At 71.5% G+C, this 24685-nt stretch carries 19 protein-coding genes; 12 read left to right on the plus strand and 7 right to left on the minus strand.

The window, feature by feature from the left end:
* Positions 1-230 precede the first annotated feature (230 nt).
* The 5 genes from LJ657_RS23220 to LJ657_RS23240 all read left to right on the plus strand — a co-directional run bounded on the left by LJ657_RS23220 (position 231) and on the right by LJ657_RS23240 (position 8687).
* Positions 231-1112, plus strand: coding sequence for an alkaline phosphatase family protein (locus LJ657_RS23220; protein WP_232650737.1), 882 nt, complete (start codon positions 231-233; stop codon positions 1110-1112).
* Entirely contained in the window at positions 1109-4048 is a 2940-nt protein-coding gene (locus LJ657_RS23225) for a glycoside hydrolase family 2 TIM barrel-domain containing protein (protein WP_232650659.1), read from the plus strand. The genes LJ657_RS23220 and LJ657_RS23225 overlap by 4 nt, the downstream gene beginning before the upstream one ends.
* A gap of 121 nt (positions 4049-4169) precedes the next feature.
* A complete protein-coding gene (locus tag LJ657_RS23230) occupies positions 4170-6026 on the plus strand; it encodes a LamG-like jellyroll fold domain-containing protein (protein WP_232650660.1) in 1857 nt (618 codons plus the stop codon).
* Positions 6027-6045: 19 nt separating this feature from the next.
* On the plus strand, positions 6046-7716 hold the full coding sequence (locus tag LJ657_RS23235) for a PHP domain-containing protein (RefSeq protein ID WP_232650661.1): 1671 nt from the start codon (positions 6046-6048) through the stop codon (positions 7714-7716).
* A gap of 140 nt (positions 7717-7856) precedes the next feature.
* Entirely contained in the window at positions 7857-8687 is an 831-nt protein-coding gene (locus LJ657_RS23240; RefSeq protein WP_232650662.1) for a PaaX family transcriptional regulator, read from the plus strand.
* Here LJ657_RS23240 and LJ657_RS23245 read toward each other — a convergent pair.
* Genes LJ657_RS23245 through LJ657_RS23260 form a run of 4 tightly spaced genes read right to left on the minus strand, consistent with a single transcriptional unit; the run spans position 8678 to position 12483 of the window.
* Positions 8678-9133, minus strand: coding sequence for a MaoC family dehydratase (locus LJ657_RS23245; protein WP_030936488.1), 456 nt, complete (start codon positions 9131-9133; stop codon positions 8678-8680). The two genes, LJ657_RS23240 and LJ657_RS23245, sit on opposite strands and share 10 nt — an antisense overlap.
* A 32-nt stretch (positions 9134-9165) precedes the next feature.
* A complete protein-coding gene (locus tag LJ657_RS23250; protein ID WP_232650663.1) occupies positions 9166-10668 on the minus strand; it encodes an acyl-CoA synthetase in 1503 nt (500 codons plus the stop codon).
* A gap of 10 nt (positions 10669-10678) precedes the next feature.
* The gene (locus LJ657_RS23255; protein WP_308117077.1) at positions 10679-11554 is read right to left on the minus strand and encodes an amidohydrolase family protein; all 876 of its coding nucleotides are present in this window, start codon (positions 11552-11554) and stop codon (positions 10679-10681) included.
* 11 nt (positions 11555-11565) lie between these two features.
* Positions 11566-12483: an SDR family NAD(P)-dependent oxidoreductase gene (locus LJ657_RS23260; RefSeq protein WP_308117075.1), complete on the minus strand. Its 918-nt coding sequence runs from the start codon at positions 12481-12483 to the stop codon at positions 11566-11568.
* Between the two features lie 230 nt (positions 12484-12713).
* Here LJ657_RS23260 and LJ657_RS23265 point away from each other — a divergent pair, with 230 nt between their 5' ends.
* Together LJ657_RS23265 and LJ657_RS23270 are read left to right on the plus strand one after the other, a co-directional pair.
* On the plus strand, positions 12714-13151 hold the full coding sequence (locus tag LJ657_RS23265) for a MarR family winged helix-turn-helix transcriptional regulator (RefSeq protein ID WP_232650665.1): 438 nt from the start codon (positions 12714-12716) through the stop codon (positions 13149-13151).
* 22 nt (positions 13152-13173) lie between these two features.
* Positions 13174-13929 carry an IclR family transcriptional regulator gene (locus LJ657_RS23270; RefSeq protein WP_232650739.1) on the plus strand — a complete coding sequence of 252 codons (756 nt, stop codon included), beginning with the start codon at positions 13174-13176 and terminating at the stop codon, positions 13927-13929.
* Between the two features lie 14 nt (positions 13930-13943).
* Here the strand turns inward: LJ657_RS23270 and LJ657_RS23275 are convergent, their stop codons facing one another.
* Positions 13944-14120: a lipase family protein gene (locus LJ657_RS23275; protein WP_232650666.1), complete on the minus strand. Its 177-nt coding sequence runs from the start codon at positions 14118-14120 to the stop codon at positions 13944-13946.
* 143 nt (positions 14121-14263) lie between these two features.
* Between LJ657_RS23275 and LJ657_RS23280 the strand changes: the two genes are divergently transcribed.
* Both LJ657_RS23280 and LJ657_RS23285 read left to right on the plus strand, forming a co-directional pair.
* Positions 14264-15448, plus strand: a complete 1185-nt coding sequence (locus tag LJ657_RS23280; RefSeq protein WP_232650667.1) for a sensor histidine kinase — start codon at positions 14264-14266, stop codon at positions 15446-15448.
* Positions 15445-16113, plus strand: coding sequence for a response regulator (locus tag LJ657_RS23285; RefSeq protein WP_232650668.1), 669 nt, complete (start codon positions 15445-15447; stop codon positions 16111-16113). The genes LJ657_RS23280 and LJ657_RS23285 overlap by 4 nt, the downstream gene beginning before the upstream one ends.
* Here the strand turns inward: LJ657_RS23285 and LJ657_RS23290 are convergent.
* On the minus strand, positions 16110-16514 hold the full coding sequence (locus tag LJ657_RS23290; RefSeq protein ID WP_232650669.1) for a VOC family protein: 405 nt from the start codon (positions 16512-16514) through the stop codon (positions 16110-16112). The two genes, LJ657_RS23285 and LJ657_RS23290, sit on opposite strands and share 4 nt — an antisense overlap.
* A gap of 209 nt (positions 16515-16723) precedes the next feature.
* Here LJ657_RS23290 and LJ657_RS23295 point away from each other — a divergent pair, with 209 nt between their 5' ends.
* Positions 16724-18823, plus strand: a complete 2100-nt coding sequence (locus tag LJ657_RS23295; protein WP_232650670.1) for an MMPL family transporter — start codon at positions 16724-16726, stop codon at positions 18821-18823.
* A 91-nt stretch (positions 18824-18914) separates the two neighbouring features.
* Here the strand turns inward: LJ657_RS23295 and LJ657_RS23300 are convergent, their stop codons facing one another.
* Entirely contained in the window at positions 18915-21593 is a 2679-nt protein-coding gene (locus LJ657_RS23300) for an FAD/NAD(P)-binding protein (protein ID WP_232650671.1), read from the minus strand.
* Between the two features lie 233 nt (positions 21594-21826).
* On the opposite strand from LJ657_RS23300, the gene LJ657_RS23305 reads away from it, so the two are divergent.
* Positions 21827-23065 carry a L,D-transpeptidase gene (locus LJ657_RS23305; protein WP_232650740.1) on the plus strand — a complete coding sequence of 413 codons (1239 nt, stop codon included), beginning with the start codon at positions 21827-21829 and terminating at the stop codon, positions 23063-23065.
* A gap of 163 nt (positions 23066-23228) precedes the next feature.
* Positions 23229-24614, plus strand: a complete 1386-nt coding sequence (locus LJ657_RS23310; RefSeq protein WP_232650672.1) for a glycoside hydrolase family 16 protein — start codon at positions 23229-23231, stop codon at positions 24612-24614.
* The last annotated feature ends 71 nt before the right edge of the window (positions 24615-24685 follow it).

Here is a 24685-nt window from a genome sequence, read left to right on the forward strand (position 1 = left end):
GCCCGAGAGGGGCGCGGGGCTGTACCGACATGCGGCTGCGCCGCGATGGGGGTCCCCGGCTCGAACGAAGCCGAGAGTGGGGGAGCGACGAGCCGCAGCGGGCCCGCGGCCAAGAACCGGCGGCCCGTCCCGAGCTCTTGGTACAGGGCCGATTCAGCAAGCACGTGCGACGAGAGAGGTGGACAGTGAGCGACGCCGAGGGGCGGCACCGGAAGGTGCTCGTCGTGGGCATGGACGGCCTGCGCTACGACCGCCTGACCCGCTCGCCGGCCAACGCGCCCGTCCTGCACGGCCTGATGGCCGCGGGCGCCGTCGGCACCAGCCTGCTGCCCTACGGCGGAGCCGACGGCCGGGCCGAGCACGGGCCGTCGGCCGGCATGGCCTACACCGACTCCGGGCCCGGCTGGTCGAGCATCCTGACCGGGGTGTGGCCCGACCGTCACGGCGTGAGGGGCAACGACTTCGTCGGAGCCGACTACGCCCGGTACCCCGACTTCCTGACCCGCGCCGCCGCGGCCCGCCCCGGTCTGCGCACCGCGGCCGCCGTGTCCTGGCCGCAGCTGGTCCGGCGCGGCACCCTGGGCCCCGCCATCGGCCGGCGCCGGCGCTACAACGGCGAGTTCCGCGGCTACCGGACCGCGGACCGCCGCGTCGCCCGCGCCGCCCTGCGCTGGCTCACCAGGCACGACCCGGACGTCGTGTTCGTGTACTTCGGCGCCACCGACGAGGCCGGCCACGACAGCGGCCCCCTCTCCCCCGCCTACGACCGGGCCCTCCTCGCCCAGGACGCCCACCTGGGGCAGCTGCTGGAAGCGATCGAGGCCCGCCGCTCGGACCCCGCACGCGCCGACGAGCACTGGACCGTGCTGGTCACCACGGACCACGGCCACCTGGACACCGGCGGCCACGGCGGCGATTCGCCGGCCGAACGGCAGGTCTTCGTCATCCTCGCCGAATCCGGCAGGCCCGCCGGCACCATCCTCGACTCACCCCGCCTCATCGACATCGCCCCCACCGTCCTGGACCGGCTCGGCATCCCCCTCGACCCCGCCTGGGGCCTGCAGGGCCGTGTCCTCCCCCGGCCCACCCCACCGACTTCGGACAGGTCATGACCGACGCACTCCCCGCCGATCCCCTGATCGCCCTCCGCCCCTGGCAGGCCCCCGAGGTGACCTCCTGGGGTCGCCTCCCCATGAACGCCGTCGACCGGCGCTCCGGAGCGCTCTCCCTGGACGGCGACTGGCGTTTCCAGTTGCTTCCTGCTCCGGACGCGCCCGTCGGCGCTGACTGGTCCTCGTCGTACGTCCCCGGCGTCTGGACCATGCAGTCCGCCGGCGCCGACGACCTGCCGCAGTACACGAACGTCCGCATGCCGTTCGCCGACTTCCCGCCCGGCTCACCGGACGCCGATCCGACGGGTGTGTACGAGCGCGAGGTGGACGTCCCCGCCGACTGGGCCGGGCGCCGGATCGTGCTCCAGGTCGGCGCCGCCGAGAGCGTGCTGCTCGTGCACGTGGACGGGCGGGCCGTCGGCATCTCCAAGGACTCGCATCTGGCCGCCGAGTTCGACCTCACGGAAATGGTGCGGGCCGGCGAGCGGGCGGTCGTACGGCTGACCGTCGTGAAGTGGTCGGACGCCTCGCACATCGAGGACCAGGACCAGTGGTGGCACGGCGGGATCACCCGCTCGGTGCTGCTGTACGCGACCGATCCCCTGCATCTGGCCGACGTGACCGTGCGGGCGTCGTACGACGGCGAGCTGCGCGTCGACTGCCGGGTGCGGGATGCCCGCGGGGCACTGCCCGACGGGTGGCACGTCAGCGGCGAGCTGGACGGCCAACTCCTGGCACAGGACCGGGAGTTCGACCGAGTCAACGCCGAGGACGACCGTGTCTCCGACTTCCTCGGCGAGGCCCGCCTCAACGCCACCGTCCCCGAGGTGCGCACCTGGAACGCCGAGACGCCCGAGCTGTACGGCCTCACGGTGCGCCTGCACCGCCCGGACGGAACGGTCGCCGACACCTCGCAGCACCGCGTCGGCTTCCGTGACGTCGAGATCGTCGGACGGGACCTGCTGGTCAACGGCGAGCGGGTGTTCATCCGGGGCGTCAACCGGCACGACTTCCATCCGCTGACCGGTCGCACGGTGTCGTACGAGGACATGCGCGCGGACCTCGTGCTGCTGAAGCGGTTCGGTTTCAACGCGATCCGCACCTCCCACTACCCGAACGACCCCACGCTCTACGACCTCGCCGACGAGCTCGGCTTCTACGTCGTCGACGAGGCGGACATCGAGTCGCACGACCACGCCCACGAGATCGCCGACGACCCGCGGTACCTGGGCGCCTTCGTCGACCGGGTCTCGCGGATGGTGCTGCGGGACAAGAACCACCCGTCGGTCATCATCTGGTCGCTGGGCAACGAGTCCGACTACGGCGCCAACCACGACGCGGCGGCCGGCTGGGTGCGGCGGCACGATCCGACGCGGCCGGTCCAGTACGAGGGGGCGGCCAAGCTGGACTGGGCGGCGACCGACGACGCCTCCGACATCGCGTGCCCGATGTACGCGCCGCTGGAGGACTGCGTGGCCCACGCCCTGTCCGGCAGGCAGACCAGACCCCTGATCCAGTGCGAGTACTCGCATGCGATGGGCAACAGCAACGGCACGCTTGCGGACCATTGGGCGGCCATCGAGTCAACGCCAGGTCTTCAGGGCGGGTTCATCTGGGAGTTCTGGGACCACGGCATTCTCCAGCGTGTGAACGACGGCAGACCTGTCGGGCGTGGGGGCGCCGGGCTCTATGACAACGGTGTCGCCGCGCCCGGCCACCGCTGGGCGTACGGCGGTGACTTCGGCGAGACGATCCATGACGGCGCGTTCATCGCCGACGGAGTCGTCTTCCCGGACCGCACTCCCAAGCCGGTGCTGTACGAGCACCGGGAGATCGCGGCGCCGGTGCGCATCGAGTGCTTCAGGCACGAGGGCATCGTGCTCGGCAACCACCAGCACTTCCGCGGCCTGGAGTGGCTGTCCGGACGGTGGGAGCTGTCCCTCGCCGACGGCCGCACGCTGACCGCGCCCGCCGAACTTCCGGCTCTGCGACCCGGTGAGACGGCCGCCGTCCCGCTGCCCTTGGCCATCCCGGGGGACGGCGGCGAGGCCTGGCTGACGCTGCGGGTGACGACCGCGGAGGACCAGCCGTGGGCGCCGCGCGGCACGGACGTGTGCGCGCCGCAGGTGCGGCTGCGCGGGCCCTCCGTGTCCTGGGAGGTCCCCGTGGACGGCGCCGTGGAGGTCGACGGCGAGGGACTGCTGGTCCATCCGCTGCTGACGGCCGCCCCCACGCTCTCCCTGTGGCGGGCGCCCACCGACAACGACGAACTCGGCGGCATCGCGGTGCGCTGGCGGACCTGGGGGCTCGACGCGCTCGTCCGCAAGGTCGTGTCGGTACGGCAGGACGGCGGCCTGGTGACCGTGGCCGCCGAGTACGCCGGCACGGTCGGCGTCGTACGGCACCGGCAGGTGTTCACTCCGGTCGCGGGCGGCATCCGCATCGACGAGGAGGCCGAGCTGCCGGAGGAGTTCCACGATGTGGCGCGGGTCGGCTCGGTCTTCGAGACGGTGCCGGGGCTGGACCTGCTGGAGTGGTTCGGGCAGGGCCCGTGGGAGTCGTATCCCGACCGGAGTGTCGGCGCGCCCGTCGGCCATCACTCCGTCCCCGTCGACGAGTTGTTCACCCCCTATCTGCGTCCGCAGGAGAGCGGCGGCCGGCACGGTGTACGGCGCTTCACGCTGTCCGCGGCGGACGCGACCGGCCTCGCGGTCGTACTGGACGAGCCGCGCCAGGTCTCCGTCACCCGCCATCGCGCCGAGGACCTGACCGCCGCATCGCACCACGACGAGCTGGTGCCGCGCTCCGGGTGCGTGGTGCACCTCGACGCGGCGCACCGGGGGCTCGGCACGGCGTCATGCGGCCCCGACACCTCCCCCTCGTACCTGATCCCGCCAGGTGTCCACCGCTGGAGCTGGACGCTGCGCGTGCTCTGATCCCCCTGTCTGCCCCCGTCAGCCCCCGTCTGACCCTTCGCCTGCCCCCGCCTGAACCCGCCTCACCTCCCGCCTTTCTGTCCTATGTCACATGTGACATGTCACATCCCACGGAGCACACGTGTGCACTTCGCATGACCACCACCAGGGCGAGGCCGCGCAGGCCGGTGCCGGACGACGCAGTTTCCTCAGGGCCACCGCGCTGCTCGGCGCCGTCGGCGCCGCGGCCGGCGCCGGTGTCGCGCTGCCGGCCGTCGCCGAGGCGGCTCCGGCGAGCGCCGGCAGGTGGCGGCCCGACTCCGACAGCCGTCGCTTCACGCTCGCCGTCATGCCCGACACCCAGTACCTCTTCGACGGCCCCAGCATCGACAGGGCGCCGGTGGAGGCGTCGCTGCGTTATCTGCTGGAGCACGGCAAGGACGAGAACATCGTCTTCCTGTCCCACCTCGGCGACCTGACCCAGAACGGCGCCGAGGCCGAGTTCGCCGCGATCGGCGAGGCGTTCAGGCTGCTGGACCGGCGGGGTGTCGGCTACAGCGTCCTGGCCGGCAACCACGACGTGAAGTCGTCCACGGACGACCAGCGCGGATCGACGCCGTACCTGGACGCGTTCGGGCCGCGGCGCTTCAAGGGCAGGAAGACGTTCGGCGGCGCGTCCGACGACGGCTACAACACGTACCACCTGTTCAAGGCCGCGGGGCGCGAGTGGCTGGTGCTCGCGTTGGACTGGCGGCTGTCGGCGAAGGGGTACGCCTGGGCGAAGGACGTCCTCGCCCGGCACCCGAGGACGCCGGTCATCCTCACCACGCACGAACTCGTCGTCGGGGACGACCAGTTGTCGGCGTACGGGCAGCAGCTGTGGGACCAGCTGGTCGCGGAGCACGACCAGATCTTCCTCACCCTGAACGGCCACTACTGGCCCGCGGGCCGCACGACCCGCAAGAACGCGGCCGGCAATGACGTGCACCTGCATCTCACGAACTACCAGAACCGCTACTTCGGCGGCGCCGCGATGATCCGGCTCTACCGCTTCGACCTGGACCGGGGCGTCATCGACGTGGAGACCGTCTCCCCGTGGATCCTCGGCCGGGCCGGCAAGGGCCTCAACGAGCTGGAGCGGCAGGAGATCGAGCTGAGCGGCGACACGGACCGCTTCTCGGTCGGAATCGATTTCGAGAAACGTTTCGCCGGATTCGCCCCGGTACCGGCCCGCCCGGCCCGTCCCGCCGCCAAGGTCGTCGTCCCCGGCACGGTCGCGTACTGGCGATTCGACGGCCACGACGAGGGTACGGCGGTCAGCGGCACCGTCCGTGACCTGTCCGGGCGCGGCAACGACCTCTCCCTGGTCACGGTGGGCGGCGGCGCCCTGAACTGGTCGTCGGACCACCACCCCGACCAGCCCGGCCACGGCAGCCTGGAGTTCCAGGGCTACAAGTCGCCGCTGAAGGGCGCGTACCTGAGGACGGTCGACGGCGCCCCGCTCAACTCGGCGACGTTCAAGGACGGTTACACCATCGAGGCGTTCTACCGTCTGCCCGCCGACTGGGACCCGGACCACCACGCCTGGTCCGGCATCGTGAGCCGCACCGGCACGGGCGGCGCGGCGGGCAAGACCGGCGACGACCCCGACGAGCCCCTCGCCACCCTGTCGCTGTCCAACGACCGCGAGCCGCAGTGGGCGATGCGCCCGCTCAACCAGCAGGGCATCGCCACCAACTGGGGCCAGGAGACCCCGCTGGAGACCTGGTGGCACCTGGCGGTGGTCAACGACGGCAAGCACACGACCCTGTATGTCGAGGGCTGCCCGGTCGTCCGCAACCCGAAGTCCGCCGCCGTCGGCATCACCTCCGTCGGACTGCCGTGGCTGCTCGGCGGCTACGAGTACGCGGGCAAGATCGACCAGATTCTGCACGGCCGCCTCGGCGACGTGCGGATCGTCTCGCGGGCGCTGCCCGTCACCTCCTTCATGAACCACTGACCCGCGACAGGGACTCACGATGACCGAGCAGCAGCTGCCCGTCTGGGCCGACCCGTCCGTCTCCCCCGCCCGCCTCGACGCCCAGGGCGTCTCCCGCCGCGGGCTCCTGCGCCGCGCCGGCCTGTTCGGTGCCGCCTTCGCCCTCGGCGGCGCCGCCACCCCTGCGGCCGCCGTCACCGGCCCGCGTTTCGGCGGCGACGACCCGCGTCTCGCGTACCTCGTCGGCGACCACCACGTCCACTCCGTCTACAGCCACGACGCCAAGTACACGTTCTCCCAGCAGGCACAGGCGGCCGCCAAGTACGGCCTGGACTGGATGGTGTTCAACGAGCACTCCAACTTCGGGCACGCCTACTACGGCGCCGCGCTGGAGCACAAGGAGATCCTCAGGGCCCGCGCCGAGAACCCGCGCCAGCTGATCTTCCAGGGCCTGGAGTGGTACATCCCGGCCGCAGAGCACTGCACCGTGTTCGCCGCGCCCGGTCCGAACGAGGTCGACCTGCTCACGCGGTTCGAGCTGGCCTACGACGGCAAGCTGCTCGGCTACACCGACGGCTCCGCGACCGGCGCCGACACCGCCCGTAACGAGGCCCATGCCGTCAAGGCCATCAAGTGGCTGGCCGAGCAGCGCGATTCGGGCTACGTCGACGACGTCCTCGTCCTCGCCAACCACCCCCTGCGCCTGGGCATCGACTCCCCGCACGAGATGCGCAACTGGCGGGACGCCGCCCCCGAGATCATGATCGGCATGGAGGGCGCGCCCGGCGCCCAGGGCGCGGCCATCCCCGGCTGGCGCGGCGCCACGTCGGTCCGCGGCGAGTACGAGAACAAGCCCTCGGCGCAGTCCTGGTCCGGCTACCCGGCGGACGCGTATCTGACGTACGGCGGCTTCGACTGGGCGACCGCGACCGTCGGCGGCCTGTGGGACTCGATGCTGGCCGAGGGCCGGCTGTTCTCGATCACCACCAACTCGGACAACCACCGCACGGTCTTCGACACCTGGAAGAACGGCGACTGGCCGGCCGGCCAGAACTTCGACAACACCGGCAAGCTGCCCGACCCGGTCGACACCGACACTCCGCAGCCGGGCAGCGACTTCTGGCCGGGCGAGTTCAGCCGTACCCACGTCGGCGTGACCCGATACGGCTACCGCGCGGTGATGGCGGGCCTGCGCGCGGGCCGCGTCTGGCTCGACCACGGGCACCTGCTCGACGGCCTCGACGTCCGTCTGAAGCGGGACTGCGACGCGGGCCGGGGCGTCACGCTCGGCGGGCGCCTCCGCGTCCGCAAGGGCGAGAAGATCACGCTGTACGTCACCGTCACGACCGCCTCGCGGGCCAACCCGCAGGGCATCCTGCCCCAGTTGGCGCACATGGACGTGATCCAGGGCGCGGTGCGCGGCCCGGTGACCGACCGGGACGGCTGGCAGGCGCCGGACACCAAGGTCGTCCGGACGAAGGACGTGTCCGGCCGGAAGGGGACGTACACCCTGCGCATCCCGCTGACCGCCGGGGACGAGTCCTTCTACGTCCGGCTGCGGGGCAGTGACGGGAACCGCCACGGGGCGGGGTACCTGGGCGCCTCGATCGACCCTCACGGGCCGGTTCCGCATGAGCCGGGTAACGGTGATCCGTGGGCGGACACGTGGTTCTACTCGAACCCTGTTTTCGTCGATGTGGCAGGTGCCTAGCGTTATTGGACGGTCGTTCGTCTGCCGCCCCGTCGTGGTTGGTCGCGCCCCGCGGCGGAGCCGCTGAAGTCACCGCCCCGCGCCCCTTGAGGCGGTACCGCCAGGTCACGAAGTGATCCTTCGCGTCGTACCGTGGCCGCATGACCGGTGAAGAGTCGTTGCGGCCGCAGTCCCTGCTGTTGACGTTTCTGGGGGACCAGGTGCTGGGGCGGGACGTCTGTGTGTACTCCGGCAGCGTGATCGACGTCTTCGCGCGTGCCGGGGTCGGTGAGCAGGCGACCCGCTCGACGCTGACCCGGATGGTCAAGCGGGGGCTGCTGCGCCGCCAGCGCGAGGGCCGGAAGATGTACTTCGGGCTGACGGAGCACTCCGCGGCGGTGCTGCGGGACGGCGAGCACCGTATCTGGCAGACCGGTGCGGTCAACCGGCACTGGGACGGCACCTGGACCCTGCTCGGCTTCTCGCTGCCGGAGTCCTGGCAGCGGCAGCGGCACGATCTGCGCTCCAAGCTCACCTGGAGCGGTTTCGGGCCGCTGTTCAGCGGTCTGTGGATCGCGCCGGGCGAGGTCGACGTGGCGGAGCTGGTGTCCGAGCTCGGGCTCGCCGCCCATGTGAAGGTCTTCCGTGCGCATGCCGACGCCGGCATGGACATCGGCGCGATGATCGAGGAGACCTGGGAGCTGCCCGAACTGGCCGCGCGCTACGAGGAGTTCGTGCGCCGCTGGGAGGCCTGGGAGAGCCGGCTGCCGGACGCCGACGACGCCCTCGCGCTGCGGTTGCGACTGCAGGCCGAGTGGCTGGAGGTGATCCGCCGCGACCCGCGCCTCCCGGTCAAGCACCTGCCGGACGACTGGCCGGCGGAACGGGCCGAGAAGACGTTCCGGGCGGTGTACGACCGGCTGACACCGCTCGCACAGGAGGCCTCGGAGCGCCTTCTCGACCTGATGCCGGTCCGCCCCGATCAGGCGTAGAACCGCGACAGGCTCTGCAGTACGGCCGCGGGCTTCGTGCCGCCCTCGATCTCGATCGTGCCGTCGACGGTGATCTGCACGCCGCCCGGCACCTCCTCGACCTCCGCCAGCTTTCCGACCAGGCGGATGCGGGAGCCGACCTTCACCGGGGAGGGGAACCGGACCTTGTTCAGGCCGTAGTTGACCTTCGTGGTGACGCCCTGGACGTCCAGGAGTTCGGTGAACAGGGGGATGAAGAGGGAGAGGGTGAGGTAGCCGTGGGCGATCGGTGCGCCGAAGGGGCCCTCGGCGGCGCGCTCGGGGTCCACGTGGATCCACTGGTGGTCGCCGGTGGCGTCGGCGAAGGTGTTGATGCGCTCCTGGGTGACCTCGATCCATTCGCTGGTGCCCAGGTCGCTGCCCGCGAGCTTCTTCAGTTCGTCGATGCCGTTGACGGTGACGCTCATGTAGCTGTCCTTACTCGGAAGTCTTCGGGTTCTCAGGAGTTGGTGCCGTAGCGCTTGCGCACGCGGGACTTGAGGAGCTTTCCGGAGGCGGTGCGCGGGAGTTCGTCCGCGAGGACCACCGACTTCGGGATCTTGTACTTGGCGAGCTGTCCGGCGAGGGAGGCGAGGATCTCGTCGGCGTCGATCGTGGCGCCCTCGCGGGGTACGACGACCGCGCGCGGCACCTCGCCCCATTTCTCGTCCGGCACGCCGATGACGGCGCACTCGACGATGTCGGGGTGGGCGAGGAGGCGGTCCTCGATCTCGGCGGGGTAGATGTTCTCGCCCCCGGAGATGATCATGTCCTTGATGCGGTCGACGATGTAGACGTAGCCGTCCTCGTCGACGCGCGCCGCGTCCCCGGTGCGGAACCAGCCGTCCGCGAAGGCCGTCGCCGTCTCCTCCGGCAGCCCCCAGTAGCCGGACATCACTGCGGGGCTGCGGACCACGACCTCGCCGTTCTCCCCCGGCTCGACCGGGGTGAGGTCGGGCCGCACCACCCGGACGTCGGCGAAGAAGTGCGGCACCCCCGCCGAGCCGGTCTTGCTGACCGACTGCGGGCCGTCGAGGAAGCAGATGCCGAGGGCCTCGGTCATGCCGTAGCCCTGCAGGAACGTCAGCCCGCGCGCCTGGTACGTCTCGATCAGCGGGGTCGGTACCGGGGCGCCGCCGCAGCTGAGCATACGCAGCGACGACAGGTCGGCGTCCGGCCAGCTCGGCTGGCGGGCGATCTGCTCGAACATCGCCGGCACCCCGAACATGTAGGTGATCCGGTGGTGTTCGACCAGTTCGAGGGTGGCCGCCGGGTCGAAGGCCTCGACGAGGACGCAGGTGCCGCCCTTGAGCAGTACCGGCAGGGTGAGCACGGTCAGGCCCGCGATGTGGAACAGCGGCGCCGACACCAGCGCCCGTTCGTCGGCGTGGAGGTCCTTGTCGATGAGGAAGTTGACGCTGTTCCAGGTGACGTTGGCGTGCGAGAGCATCGCGCCCTTGGGGCGGCCGGTGGTGCCCGAGGTATAGAGGATCAGACAGGTGTCGTCGGCGGCGACGGGCTCGTCGATCGGTTCGTCCGGGGACGCGTCGAGCAACTCCTCGTATTCCGGGCCCACTTCGAGAAACACCCGCACGTCCGTGCTGCCCGGCAGTCCGGCGACGAGCCCGGCGTGCGAGGGGCCGTAGACGAGGACCTTCGCGCCGGAGTCGGCGAGCTGGTAGGCGATCTCGGGGCCGGCGAGGCGGGTGTTCTGCGGCACGAAGATCGCGCCGAGCATTCCGGCGGCGAACAGCGTCTCCAGGAAGGAGGGGTGGTTGGGCCCGAGGTAGGCGACCCGGTCGCCGCGCCGCACGCCCCGGGCGCGCAGGGCGTGTGCGAGGCGGGTGGTGCGGTTGTGGAGCTCGCCGTAGGTGAGCGCCGTGCCGCCGTGGACCAGGGCGGTGCGGTGCGGGGTCTTGCGGGCCCGGCGTGCGGGCCATGACCCGAGTCCCTCGTTGCGCATCTACGGCCCCTTACGGCTTCGTCAGCCCGAGCAGGCGGGCGGCGTTCTCCTTGAGGATCTTCGGCTTCACTTCGTCCTTGATCGGCAGCTGCTCGAAGTCGCGGAGCCAGCGGTCGGGGGTGAGGACGGGGAAGTCGGAGCCGAAGAGGACCTTGTCCTTGAGCAACGTGTTCGCGTACTGCACGAGCTGCGGGGGGAAGTACTTCGGCGACCAGCCGGACAGGTCGATGTGCACACCCGGCTTGTGTGTGGCGACGGCGAGGGCCTCGTCCTGCCAGGGGAAGGACGGGTGCGCCAGGATGATCTTCAGGTGCGGGAAGTCGGCGGCCACGTCGTCGACATGGAGGGGGTTCGAGTACTTGAGGCGGATGCCTCCCCCACCGGGGACTCCGGCGCCGATGCCCGTCTGGCCGGTGTGGAAGAGGGCGATGGTGCCCGTCTCCTCGATCACCTCGTACAGGTCGTAGGCCACTGAGCGGTCGTTGGGGAAGAAGCCCTGGATGCTGGGGTGGAACTTGAAGCCCTTCACCCCGTACTCCTCGACCAGCCGGCGGGCCTGCTTGACGCCCGCCTTGCCGCGGAAGGGGTCGATGGAGGCGAAGGGGATCAGGACGTCGGCGTTGGCGGCGGCCGCCTCCGCGACCTCCTCGTTCGGGACCGGCGCGGTGCCGGTCGCGGACTCGGCGTCCACCGTGAAGATCACGGCGGCCATCTTCCGCTCGCGGTAGTAGGCGGCCGTCTCCTGAAGGGTCGGCTTCCGCTTGCCCTCGACCTTGAAGTAGGCGGAGGAGGCGTCGTGCAGGTCCTCGTCCAGGGAGGAGTGGCCCTTGGAGGAGACCTCCGCGTGGGTGTGGACGTCGATCGCGACGAGTTCCTCGACGTCGATGCTCGTCATGCTCAGGCCTCCGGGAACTTCGGGGCGGGGACGCCGACGCTCTGCAGTTCGGCGCCGACCGAGGTGGGGAAGGCGTCGGCCAGGGAGTCCGGGGTCCAGCCGCCGTCTGCGTACGCCGCCTTGACCTCCTGCGGATGCGACCAGAGTGCCACCTTGTCGCCGCCGATGCCGATGGCCTGGCCCGTGATTCCGCGGGCGGCCTCGGAGGCGAGGAACGGGACGAGGGCCGCGCAGTCCTCGGGGGTGCCGAAGCCCTCGCCCTTGCGCAGGAAGTCCGGGAGCGGCTCGCCGTTCTTCATGGCCTCGATGTACGGGGCGAAGGCGGGGATGGTCTCGGTCATCGCGGTCGCGGCGACCGGGACGATCGCGTTGACGGTGATGTTCGCGCGGCCCAGCTCCATCGACCAGGTGCGGGCGAAGGCGGCGATGCCGGCCTTGGCGGCGGAGTAGTTCGTCTGCCCGAAGTTGCCGCGCTGGCCGGCCGGCGAGCCGACCAGGATCAGGGTGCCGCCCTCGCCCTGCTCGCGCATCCGCACGGCGGCGGCGCGGGCACAGGTGAAGGTGCCCTTGAGATGGGTGGTGATCACCGCGTCGAAGTCGTCGTCGGACATCTTCCACAGCACCTTGTCGCGCAGGATGCCGGCGTTGGTGACCAGGATGTCGAGCCGTCCGAACTCCTCGACCGCACGGCTGACCAGCCGGTCGGCGGCCTCGCTCGTGCCGACCGGGACCACCTCGGCGACGGCGGCGCCGCCGGCCTCGGTGATGGACTTCACGGCCGCCTCGGCCACAGCCTCGTCGACGTCGTTGACGACCACGGACGCGCCGTGGGCGGCCAGGGCGTGCGCGTAGGCGAGGCCGAGGCCCCGGCCGCTGCCGGTGACGACGGCGACCTTGCCGGTGAGATCGATGCTGGGCACGGGTGGGTCCCTTCACGAGGTGATGCGGGTGGTGCGGCTTCCGCACAGCGGCTTCGAGATCGAAGCTAAGAGCAATAATTGTTGACGTCAATAGTTGTTGAACACCTGCGGGTGCGACATGCTGGAATCTGCACCGAGAGCCGCGCCCCCGTGGGGCCGAGACCAGGGAGCCCGCCATCACCCGCCAGCACGCCACGAACGCAGCCTCGATCGACGCGGACGAGCCATGGATGCGTGGGCTGCACGCGGACACGGGCTACCTGCTGTACCGCCTGGGCCTGCGCTCCGGACAGCTGTTCAACGCCTTCCTGCAGGAGTCGGGGCTGCGCCTGCGGCACTACGCGGTCCTGCGCTTCCTCGCCACCTCCGACGGCGCCCTGCAGCGCGAACTCAGCACCCGCCTCGGCTACGACCCGAGCGCGATCGTCGGCCTGGTCGACGACCTGGAGAAGCTGGGCTTCGCTGAGCGCCGCCCCTCCCCCGACGACCGCCGCAGCCGCATCGTCGTCCTCACCGAGGACGGCCGCGCCTTCCTGCGCGGCACCGACGAGGCGGGCCTGCGCGCGACGAACGAGCTCTTCAAGCCGCTGGAGCCGGCCGAACGCGAGACGCTGCACGCGCTGCTGCTGCGGATCGCGGAGGACGGACTGGGCCGCGCCGGAGACTGATGTGGTCGAAGACGCCCGGCAGTTGAACGCCCGCTCCGCGCCCGACCGGCTGCTGGCCGTGCTCGCCGCGTTCGACCACGAGCACCCGGCGCTGTCCCTGACGGACATCAGCCGACGGGCCGGGCTGACCCTCACCACCGCGCACCGCCTGGTGGGCGCCCTCACCGACTGGGGCGCCCTGGAACGGGACGACTCCGGCATCTACCACGTGGGGCTCAGGCTGTGGGAGGTCGCGGCCCTCGCCCCGCGCGGCCTCGCGCTGCGGCAGATCGCGCTGCCGTACCTGGAGGACCTGTACGAGGCGACGCACGAGAACGTGCAGCTGGCGGTGCGGGACGGCGGGGAGGTCGTCTACATCGAGTGGATCTCCGGTCGCAGCGCCGTCGGCGTGCACATACGGGTCGGGGCGCGCTGGCCGCTGCACGCCACCGGGGTCGGGCTGGCGCTGCTCGCGCACTGCGGTTCGGAGGCGCAGGAGAAGTACTGCGCGGGGCCGCTCGCCTCGTTCACGCCGTACACCATCACCGAGCCGGTGCGGTTGCGCCGGGTGCTGGCCGAGGTGCGGCGCACGGGAGTCGCGGTGAGCAGCAGGCAGGTCACCGACGACGCACTGTCGGTGGCCGCCCCGGTGCGCGGGCCGGGCGGGGCGGTGGTCGCCGCCGTGTCGGTGGTGGTGCCGCAAGCCGATGCGCAGGTACCGGTGCTGGTGCCCGCGGTGCGGCTTGCGGCGCGCGGCATTTCGCGGGCGCTGGGGTGGCGGCCCGCGAAGGAGCCGTAGAGATCGCTCAGCAGTCAGCGGTTGCCGGGCATCGGCTTGCCCGCGAAACGGTCGGTGAGCCAGTTGACCGAGTCGCCGATCGCCTGCGGGGCGCCGAGGAGATGGTCGCCCGCGTACGAGGTCCACTGCGTGGCCGTCCCTGCGTCGCAGTAGGCGCGGCGGGTGTCCTGGCCGGTCTCGGCGGGGATCACCTCGTGAAGACCGCGGAGGCGCTCCGCTGACAAAGCAGGCCGGACGAGACGGCCAACGCCCCGGCGGATATCCCTCTCACCGGCGAGGCCCCGCCCAGGGCCCCTCGCGATACTGGAACGGCCCTTGCCCCGAGGAGCCGCCCATGTCCCCGCAGTCCTGGTTCTCACAGACCGCCGCGCGCCTGCGTACGGCGAATCCGTACGTCGTCGACGCCGCCCTCGCCGCGCTCGTGCTGTTCGCCGTATCGCTGCAGTGGCTCTTCCCCGACCAGGGGAACGACCGGCTCAGCTGGCAGGGCTGGCTGCTCGGTGCCGCGACGGCGGTGCCGCTGGTGTGGCGCAGGCGGGCGCCGTTCGCGACCGCGTGGGCCGTGTCGGCGGCCACGCCCGCCATGGCCGTCTACCACGCGCCCCCGCCCGACGTGATGTACGGCGGGCTGGTCGTCCTCTACACCATGGCCGCCCGGGCCCGGGCCTGGCAGCGGCGCTTGATGCTGGTGGGCTGGGTGATCGGAGCCACCGTCACCATGCAGCACAAGGAGCACGCCCGGCCCTTCGAGTACGCCTTCCATCTGCTCTGCATCGCCTGCGCCTACGCGCTCGGGTGGCTGGCCCGCCTCCAGCGTGCCTACACCACGGAGCTGGAGGACCGGGCCCGCGGACTGGAGCGGGAGCGCGCCGCGGACACCGCGAGGGCCATCGCCCAGGAACGCGCCCTCATCGCCCGGGACATGCACGACATCCTCGCCCACGCGGTGAGTCTGATGGTGGTGCAGGCGGAGGCGGGGCCCGTCGTGGTGCGCAGTGATCCGGAGCGTGCGGAGGCCTCCTTCGACGCGATCGCGGCGACCGGCCGGGACGCGATGGCGCAGCTGCGGCGCATCCTCGGGGTGCTCAAGGAGGAGCAACAAAACGGCACTTCACCGCAGCCGGGCGTGGCGGCACTCCCGCAGCTGCTGCGGCAGGTCGGCGAATCGGCGGGCCTGCGGGTCGAGTTGCACACCACGGGCGACCCGCGCCTGCTGCCCGCGGACGTGGAGGTCGCCGCCTACCGCGTGGTGCAGGAGGCCCTGACCAACACCGTGAAGCATGCGTACGCTGCCTGTTCGACCGTCGAACTCGACTGGACGGAGGACCTGTTGACCCTCACGGTGACCGACGACGGACGGGGCCCTGCGGCACCCGGCGGCGGGCACGGGCTGATCGGCATCCGGGAGCGGGCCGCCGCGTGCGGGGGCAGCGCCGAGGCCGGGCCCGGACCGGACGGCGGCTTCCGGGTCGTCGTACGCCTGCCTGCCGCCGCCGACCGTCAGGCGGCCCTCGGGTGAGCATCCGGGTGGTCGTCGCCGACGACCAGGAACTGGTCCGCAGCGGTTTCAGCATGATCCTGGAGGCGCAGCAGGACATCGAGGTGGTCGCCGAGGCCGGCGACGGCGCGCAGGCGGTCGCGGCCGTCCAGCGCCACACGCCGGACGTGCTGCTCCTGGACATCCGGATGCCGGTCATGGACGGCCTGGAGGCGGCCCGGCGGGTGTGTGCGCAGTCCTGCTGCAAGGTCGTCATGCTGACCACGTTCGACCTGGACGAGTACGTGTACGAGGCGCTGTACGCGGGCGCCAGCGGCTTCCTCCTCAAGGACGTGCGCCGCGACGACCTGGTGCACGCCGTACGGGTGGTCGCGGCGGGCGACTCGCTTCTCGCGCCGACGGTGACGCGGCGGCTGGTCTCGGACATCGTGCGGCGGCGCCGCGAGGTGGCCGCCGCCGAGGTCACTCCGCAGCGGCTGGACGCACTGACCGCCCGTGAGGTGGAGACGTTGCGGCTGCTGGCCCGCGGCCTGTCCAACGCCGAGATCGCCACGACCTTCTTCGTGAGCGAGCACACCGTCAAGACCCATGTCAGCAACGTACTGAGCAAGCTCGGGCTCAGGGACCGGGTGCAGGCGGTGATCTGCGCCTACGAGTCGGGACTGGTGGCACCGGGCGCCTCCTAGCCGTCCAGTTCCTCGAAGAGGGTCAGTTGAAGGGCTCCCGGAGCCTGTAGCCGGGAATTCAGCGAGTTCCACGGGGTGCGCGTCGGCCCGGCGAGAACCTCGGCCCCCGCCGCGGCCAGTCGTGCCGTGACGACGTCGGAGTCGTCGACCTGGAAGGCGACCCGGATGTGCCCGGCCACGCGGTGGCCCACCTCGACGTCGTCGATGAAGGCGGCGTGGTTCGGGTCGGTCAACTCCAGTGTGGCGCGGCCCGCTTCGAGGATGGTGACTCTTCCGTCGGGAGACGAGAAGGCGGCCAGCTCGGGCAGGCCGAGGACGTCACGGTAGAAGCTCAGGGCCTCGTCGTAGTCGGGTGCCGTGACGACGAGACGGAGTTCACGGACGGCGGGTTCCTCGGACATACGGGCTCCTGCGAGATCGCGGTTTTTGTGCTCCCTCAACTCCGGTGCAGATGCTGAGGATTCCCGCCGTCTCCCTCTCGGGAGTGAGCCGAACGGTTGCCTCCCCCGTACGACCGAGGCCCCGAAACCACTCCCTCCGGCGATCCGCCGCACCCTCCGTCACCACGAGCCTGGGGGCGATGAGAACCGACTACCCGCCGGGAGGGACCATGCTCTCCACACTTGCCCGGGCGGCGACCCGCCGCCCGCTGACCGTCATCCTTCTGTGGGTGCTCTTCCTGCTGCTCGGCTTCGGGCTGGGGACGGGCGTCTTCGGGCGGCTCTCCGACAACGTGCCCGAGGTGCCGGGCACCGAGTCGGAGCGGGCCGCCCAGTACCTGGACCGCGTCGACCCGACGGGCGAGTCGATCACCGCCGTCGTCGCGGGTGTCGCCGTCTCCGACCCCGGACTGCGCGAGCAGGTCGAGCGGGCCGTGGCCGACGTACGCGGCCTCGCCGGTGTCGCCGCGGTCCCGGACCCGTACCGGACCCGCGGTCTGACCGCCGCCGACGGGCGCGCCCTGATCGTCCCCGTCACCTTCAAGGGCGGTCTCGGCGACTCCGCCGAGAAGAAGGCGGTGGACGCGGCGACCGACCGCATCAAGCAGATCGACGCGCCCGAGGTCCACGTCAGTGGCGGCCCGTTGCTGGGCGAGCAGCTGGGCGAGCGGGCCCAACAGGATGTGAAGAACGCCGAGTTGATCTCACTGCCCGTCGTACTCGCCCTGCTGCTCGTCGTGTTCGGCGGGCTGCGCGCGGCCGGGCTGCCGCTGGTGATCGCGGTGAGCGGGATCGCGGGCGCCTTCCTGGCGCTGTTCGGGTTCAGCCAGGTCACCGACATCTCGGTGTACGCGATCCAGGTGACCACCATGCTGGGGCTCGGACTCGCCGTGGACTACGCCCTGTTGATGCTGGTCCGCTTCCGCGAGGAGCGCCGGCAGACGGAGGACGTCGTTCAGGCGGTGCACCGGACGGTCGCCGCGGCCGGCCGGACGGTGTTGTTCTCCGGGCTGACGGTGGCCGTCAGCCTGACCGGTCTGCTGGTCTTCCCCAGCGTGTTCCTTCGCAGCATGGGCCTGGCCGTGGCCGCCGTGGTCGTCATCGACATGCTGGCCGCGCTGACGCTGCTGCCGGCGCTGCTGGCCAGGTTCGGCGGGAAGATCTCCCCGGCGAAGACCCGGCCGGAGGGCGAGGAGGGCCGCTTCTTCGCCCGCGTGGCCCGCTTCGCGGCCCGCCGCCGCGTCGCCGTCCTGGCCACGGCCGTCCCGGCCCTGCTCGTCCTGGCGCTGCCGGTCACCGGTATGAAGATCGAGATCGGCGACGCGACCCAGTTGCCCGCGAGCACCGAGGCACGGCAGTTGTACGACACGGTGGACGCGCACTTCCCGGCGGGTACGGGGGTCTCGCCGGTCACCGTCGTCCTGAAGCCGGGGACGGACTCCGCGACCGCGGGCCGGATCCGCGCCCTCTCGCCGACCGCGCACTCCCGCGGCCTGCCCGGCGGCGCAACGGTCGTACAACTGCAGCCGTCCGGCAGGGTCGACGGAACACAGGCCACCGACCTGGTCGAGCAGGTACGGGAGCTGCGCGGCACCGAGCCGGTCCAGGTCACCGGGCCCGCAGCCCGCCTGGTCGACTTCCGCGCGATGCTCTCCGACCGGGCGCCCTGGGCCGCCCTGACCGTCCTGGCCGGCATCTTCGCCCTGCTGTTCGCGTTCACGGGCTCGGTGCTGATCCCGCTGCGCACGATCCTGACCACGCTGCTCAGCCTGGGCGCTGCGCTCGGTGCGGTCGTGTGGGTCTTCCAGGACGGCCACCTGGCCGGGGCGCTGGGCGCCGAGGGCCTCGGCGCGCTGAGCCTGACCGCCCCGCCCCTGATCGTCGCCATCGCCTTCGGACTGGCCATGGACTACGAGTTGTTCATCCTGGCCCGGATGCGGGAGGCGCGGGGCCTGACCGGAGACGGCCAGGAGGCCGTGGTGAGCGGTCTGCGCAGCTCCGGCCGCGTGGTCACCTGCGCCGCCCTGCTCCTCGCCGTCGTCTTCGGCGCCTTCATGACAGGCGGCTTCTCCCCCATCCTCCAGATCGGCCTGGGCCTCACCCTCGCGGTCCTGATCGACGCGACGATCGTACGCATGCTGCTGGTCCCGGCGACGATGACACTGCTGGGCCGCCATGCATGGTGGTCACCGAGCCCGCTGCTGCGGCTGCACAGCCGGTTCGGTTTGCGCGAAGAGCCCGCTCCCCAACGGGAGTTGACGCACAGCTGAGGCTTCCCGCGCCCCTTCAGGGGCGCGGGGAACCGCGCGACCAGCCACGACGCAGCCGCGGACGAGAGACGACCCATTGCGGCAGATGCGCCTACGCGGGCAGACCCTCGCGCATCCGCCGATCCCGCGGCGCCTCCTTCCGCCCCAGTCGGGCATCCAGCAGCCGGCGCGCAGCGTCACACCGACCCGCCGCGACGAGGGCGTACAGCAGCGTCTCCTCGACCACCTCCCGCTGGGCGGCACTGCCGCCGACCCGCCGCAACCCCGGCAGCAGCGCGTCGAGCCCGCGCGCCGCCTCGTGGAAGCGCTCCTCGACGAGTGCGGCAAGCGCGTCGCACAACGGTGCGATGACTTCTCGCTGCACGGCATCGGCGCCGACGGCATGGTCCCGCAGCCGATGCAACGCCGCCAGATCCCCCGCAGCGGCGAGAGCCACGGCCGCATGCAGCGCGGTGAAGGCGGTGGCCGGACGTTCCAGGACGTCCAGGGCCACCGTGTCCAGGACGTCCCCCGCGGGCAGCTCACCCCGCCAGCTGTCACTCAGCCGGGCACGCCACAGCAACGACCCCGAGTCGACCAGCGCCCGCACCCCGGTCACCACCCGGCCCGGCGCGAGCTGCGCGAACCAGCGCCTGCGCACCGCCGCCGGGTCGTCGAGGGCGAGTTCGTGCAGGGCGATGTGCCAGGAGAAGTGGGCCCGGTGGACAGCGCCCCGGCCCTGACCGGACACCCAGCCGTCCAGCCAGTCGCGTCCCGCCTCGTGCACGCCGGACTCGTAGTGGACGTGCGCGAGCGCGTGCACGGCGTGCCCCGAGGCGGGTTCCAGGGCGAGGGCCCGGTGGGCGAGCTCACCGGCCTCGTGCAGCCGGCCCTGCTCCTGCCGGAGGAAGGCGAGCAGCGAGGTGTGGAACCAGTGGCCGTCGTAGGCGGGAGACGTCCGCTCGACCAGCCGCAGCGCGTGATCGTCGTCGAGGTCGGTGACGCCGGAGAAGGCGATGGTGGGCACGGCGGCGGCGAGCGCGAGCGCGTCGGCGGGGTACGCGTCGAGGTGGCGCACGAGGGCCGTGTCGCCGTCGTCGCCGTGCACCCGGCGCGTGACGACGTCCACGAACGAACGCTCCCGCTCGTCGGCCTGTTCGCGTGCCGAGCGCTGCGCGTCGGCGAGAGAGCGTGGTACGTCGACGGCGGCGCCGCACTCGTGGCCGAGCAGGGCGAGAGCCGCATGGCCGAGAGCGAACCCGGGGTCGAGGGCCACGGCTCGGCCGAAGGCGTCCTCGGCGCCGGCGCGGACCTTGAGGACCCGGTTGAGGCCGCTGCGGTAGGCGGCGGCCGCCTCGGCGTGGGTGGAGAGGGCGAGCCCGTGGCCGTCGACGGGACGGCGGGACAGGCGGGGCCTGGCCGCCTTCCCCGTCAGTGGGGCGAGCAGCTGACCTGCCAGGTCTGCCGCCTGGACGCGGATCTCGGGGATCGCGGTCGTCTCCCACAGTTCGCCGCGGCGCGGGGCGCCCAGCGTGAACAGCGGGCGGGCGGCGCGGCCTTCGGCGTCCAGCAGCCGCCCGTCACGGGTGGCCACGCCCATGCCGAGCGGGCCCGGTACCGCGGCCCCGGAGGCGAACAGGGAGCGCCACAGGGGGTCGTCGAACCGTCGGCCCGGTCCGGTGCAGTCGATCACCCAACCGACGTGCAGGGTACGGCCGTTGGAGAGGGTGACCGCGAGTGGGCCCTCGTGCTCGACCGCGTCCGTCACCGCGCCGGCGTGGACGGTGAGCCGTCGGGCCGTACGGGCCCGGGAGACGGACTCGGCGGTGGCGGGGGCCATGCGATGGCGGTGGGTGTTCCACAGGGCGCCCTCGCGCGCCAGGAACTCGGCCCGGTCCTCCGGGGTGAGGCTGTGCCAGAGGCGGGCGGTGTGCGGGCGCAGGCTGTCCAGGGCGGGGCGCCAGTCGCCATGGGTGCGCACGGAGCGGCTGATGTGACGGTAGACGGCCCTGCGGAGGCGGCCCAGCGAGGTGTCGTCGAGGTCCTCGGGCGGGCCCATCGGTCCGGCGGGGGTGAGCGCGTGCGGCTGCGGCAGCAGGCCGCTGCGGGAGAGGGCGTGGACCGTGCGGCCGGGGCGGTCGAGGGTGAGGGCGAGGTCGACGGCGGTCAGGCCGGTGCCGACGAGGAGGACGTCGGCGGTGTCGGAGAGCGGGCCGTCCAGCACGCCTGTGGCCCAGGGCTCGGCGACGAAGCGGGCCGAGGCGCGCAGGGCGGGCGGGGCCCAGGCCGCGGACGGGGCGGCGGGGCCGGTGGCCAGGACCGCGCTGTCGGCGGTGAGGTGTCCCCCGTCGGCGAGGTGGAGTTCCACCCGGCCTTCGGGGGTGCCGGTACAGCTCTCGGCGCGGGTGCGCAGCCGTCGTACCGTGACCGTGCCCTGAGCCCTGACGATGGCCTGCGCGAGGGTGTCGGCGAGGTAGGCGCCGAAACGGTAGCGGGTGGCGAAGTCGGCCGCGGTGACGGACGGTTCGCCGTGGTGGCACAGCCAGCGGGTGAAGTGGCCGGGGTCGTCGGGGTAGCAACTCATGCCGCCCGCGGGCACGTTGAGGCGGTGACGCGGGTCGCGTGTGGCGTACGCGGTGCCGCGGCCCGCCTCCGGGGCCGGGTCGAGGAGGACGAGGCCGAGCGGTGTCCGGCGGCGCGTCGCCGTCTCGCAGAGCTGGACGGCGGTCAGCGTGCCCGCCGCGCCTGCTCCGACGACGGCCACGGTGTGCGGCTCGCGGACTTCGGTCACGTCATACCTCCGGCGGTGATCGGTCGTTCCCTGTTCAACCCGTTTCCCAGGCCCCGGTCGGGCCGCTCATACTCTGTTCACAATCCCTGCGGCCAGGACAACCGTGGTTTCGGGCGTTCTCAGGGTGACTCCTCACAGGAATCTCAGGAACCAACCCGAGAATTCAAAGGATCAACAAATCTACGCGGCGCAGGATGCACCCGGAAAAGGTGGACATCCCAGAAAGGCCTGCCGTGGGCGCCTCGCACATATCGAACCGGTCCGAGCAGTGGCCGGGGCCGTGGTCCCGGCGCGGGCTGCTCGCCGCCCTCGGGGTCGCACCGGCCGCCGCCGTACTGACCGGATGCAGCGGCTCGGCGGGCGCCGCGGACGGGACGGCGAGGGCCGCCGGGTCCGCGCAGCCAGCGGCGAAGAGGCCCACGGTCTCGGTCACACCCGCCGACGGCACCAGGAAGGCCGGGTTCACCAGCCCCGTCGTGGTCACCGTGGCCGACGGCACTCTCGCGTCGGTGAAGGTCACCGGCAACGACGGCTCCGAAATGGCCGGTTCTCTCAACGACGCGAGGACCAGGTGGACGTCGGCGAAGAACCCGTACTCGGGAACGAAGTACACGGTGACGGCCACCCCGGCGGGTGCCGCGGCACAGACCGCGACCTTCACCACCAGGTCGCCCGGCGAGACCTTCGTCGGCTACTTCACGCCCGAGGCGGGCTCCACCTCCGGCGTGGGCATGCCCGTGTCGATCAACTTCACGCACGCGGTGAAGGACCGGGCCGCAGTCCAGAAGGCCATCACCGTCACCGCCGAGCCCGCCGTAGAGGTGGTCGGCCACTGGTTCGGCGACACCCGGCTCGACTTCCGCCCGGAGACCTACTGGGCGTCCGGCACGAAGGTCACCCTGAGCCTGCGGCTGAAGGACGTCGAGGGCTCCGACGGCGTCTACGGTGTGCAGCACAAGGACGTCACCTTCCACATCGGCCGCGCGCAGATCAGCACGGTCGACCTCTCCACCAAGGAGATGACGGTCAGGCGGGACGGCGCGACGATCGCCACCTATCCGGTCAGCGGCGGCAACGCCCAGCACACCACCTGGTCCGGAATCATGGTGATCAGCGAGCGGTTCAAGCAGACCCGTATGGAGTCCTCGACGGTCGGGCTCGGCGACGAGTACGACATCTCCGACGTGCCGCACGCCCAGCGCCTGACCACGTCCGGCACCTTCGTGCACGGCAACTACTGGGCGTCCACCTCGGTGTTCGGCCACCAGAACACCAGCCATGGCTGCGTCGGCCTGCACGATGCGAAGGGGGCGAACGACAGCTCCGTGGCGGGCTACGAGTTCTACGACTCCTCGATGCTCGGCGACGTCGTCGTCGTCAGGAACTCGGGTGAGAAGACCGTCGATCCGGCCAACGGTCTGAACGGCTGGAACCTCTCGTGGTCGCAATGGAAGGCGGGGAGCGCGGTTTAGCACCTTTGCACCGTTCAGGGGGTGAACTTCTCTGCCCCGCAGGGACTTTTCTTGCTTTAACTCTTGACGGTTCTGATGACGGAGAGCACATTGGGCCCACTTTGAGAGCGCTCTCAATGGTACCCGCAGCCCCTCATTCACTCCGTACCCGGGAGGCACCCCCGTGAGTGCAACCTCCGGCATACCCAGACGACGACGCGCGCTCCTCGCCGTACTCAGCACGCTCGGCCTGGCGGCCGTGCTCGCCACGGCCGCCACCCAGTCCGCCGACGCCTCGGCACCCGCACCCCCCTCGGGCTGGACCCAGCTCTTCCTCGACGACTTCAACGGCTCGGCCGGAACCGGCGCCAACACCTCCAACTGGCAGTACGACACCGGGACTTCGTACCCGGGCGGTGCCGCCAACTGGGGCACCGGCGAGATCGAGACGATGACGAACAGCACGAACAACGTCTCACTCGACGGCAACGGCAACCTGCGTATCACCCCGCTGCGCGACTCCGCCGGCAACTGGACGTCGGGCCGTATCGAGACCAACCGCACCGACTTCCAGCCTCCGGCCGGCGGCAAGCTGCGCGTCGAGGCGCGCATCCAGATGCCCAACGTCACCGGTGACGCCGGCGCCGGCTACTGGCCGGCGTTCTGGATGCTGGGCGCCCCCTACCGCGGCAACTACCAGAACTGGCCGAGCGTCGGCGAGCTGGACATCATGGAGAACGTCCAGGGCATCAACAAGGTCTGGGCGACCATGCACTGCGGTACGGACCCCGGCGGCCCGTGCAACGAGACGACGGGCCTCGGCAACTCGACGGCATGCCCCAACACGACCTGCCAGTCGTCCTTCCACACCTACACCATGGAGTGGGACCGCTCGGTGACCCCCGAGGCGATCCGCTTCTACGTCGACGGCGTCAACTACCAGACCGTCACGGCCAACCAGATGGACGCCACGACCTGGGCCAACGCCACCAACCACGGCTTCTTCGTCATCCTGAACGTGGCGATGGGCGGCGCCTTCCCGGCCGCGTTCGGCGGCGGCCCGACCGCCGCCACGGAGTCCGGCCACCCGATGCTGGTCGACTACGTCCAGGTCCTGTCGAGCAGCGGGAGCACCACCACGCCCCCGCCCTCCGGCAACCATGACGCCTACAGCGCCGTCCAGGCCGAGTCCTACGACAGCCAGTCCGGCACCGCCACGGAGAGCACCTCCGACACCGGTGGCGGCCAGGACCTCGGCTCCCTGGCCAACGGCGACTGGGCCCTCTACAAGGGGGTCGACTTCGGCTCCACGGCGGCCACCCAGTTCTACGCACGTGTGGCGAGCGGCGCCGCGTCCGGGGTGAGCGGCCTGGTCGAGGTACGCCTGGACAGCCGTACCGCCACACCCATCGGCAGCTTCGCCCTCGCCAACACGGGCGGCTGGCAGTCCTGGAAGACGGTCCCGGCCAACATCACCTCGGTGACCGGTACCCACGACGTCTATCTGACCTTCACCAGCGGCCAACCGGCCGACTTCGTGAACGTGAACTGGTTCGACTTCGGCCACTGACCCGGCTTGCCCAGTTCCCCGCGCCTCTGAAGGGGCGCGGGGCTGTATTGATATGCGGCTGGGCCGCGCGG

It is taken from the genome of Streptomyces guryensis (assembly GCF_021261325.1).
Taxonomy (GTDB): domain Bacteria; phylum Actinomycetota; class Actinomycetes; order Streptomycetales; family Streptomycetaceae; genus Streptomyces; species Streptomyces guryensis.

What these genes read in the sequence shown, in the direction of transcription:
- LJ657_RS23225 (WP_232650659.1), top strand. Translation starts at nt 1,109, where the DNA reads ATGACCGACGCACTCCCCGCCGATCCCCTGATCGCCCTCCGCCCCTGG.
- LJ657_RS23265 (WP_232650665.1), top strand. Translation starts at nt 12,714, where the DNA reads ATGCGTGGGCTGCACGCGGACACGGGCTACCTGCTGTACCGCCTGGGC.
- LJ657_RS23290 (WP_232650669.1), bottom strand. Translation starts at nt 16,514, where the DNA reads ATGTCCGAGGAACCCGCCGTCCGTGAACTCCGTCTCGTCGTCACGGCA.
- LJ657_RS23220 (WP_232650737.1), top strand. Translation starts at nt 231, where the DNA reads ATGGACGGCCTGCGCTACGACCGCCTGACCCGCTCGCCGGCCAACGCG.
- LJ657_RS23250 (WP_232650663.1), bottom strand. Translation starts at nt 10,668, where the DNA reads ATGCGCAACGAGGGACTCGGGTCATGGCCCGCACGCCGGGCCCGCAAG.
- LJ657_RS23280 (WP_232650667.1), top strand. Translation starts at nt 14,264, where the DNA reads ATGTCCCCGCAGTCCTGGTTCTCACAGACCGCCGCGCGCCTGCGTACG.
- LJ657_RS23245 (WP_030936488.1), bottom strand. Translation starts at nt 9,133, where the DNA reads ATGAGCGTCACCGTCAACGGCATCGACGAACTGAAGAAGCTCGCGGGC.
- LJ657_RS23295 (WP_232650670.1), top strand. Translation starts at nt 16,724, where the DNA reads ATGCTCTCCACACTTGCCCGGGCGGCGACCCGCCGCCCGCTGACCGTC.
- LJ657_RS23235 (WP_232650661.1), top strand. Translation starts at nt 6,046, where the DNA reads ATGACCGAGCAGCAGCTGCCCGTCTGGGCCGACCCGTCCGTCTCCCCC.
- LJ657_RS23240 (WP_232650662.1), top strand. Translation starts at nt 7,857, where the DNA reads ATGACCGGTGAAGAGTCGTTGCGGCCGCAGTCCCTGCTGTTGACGTTT.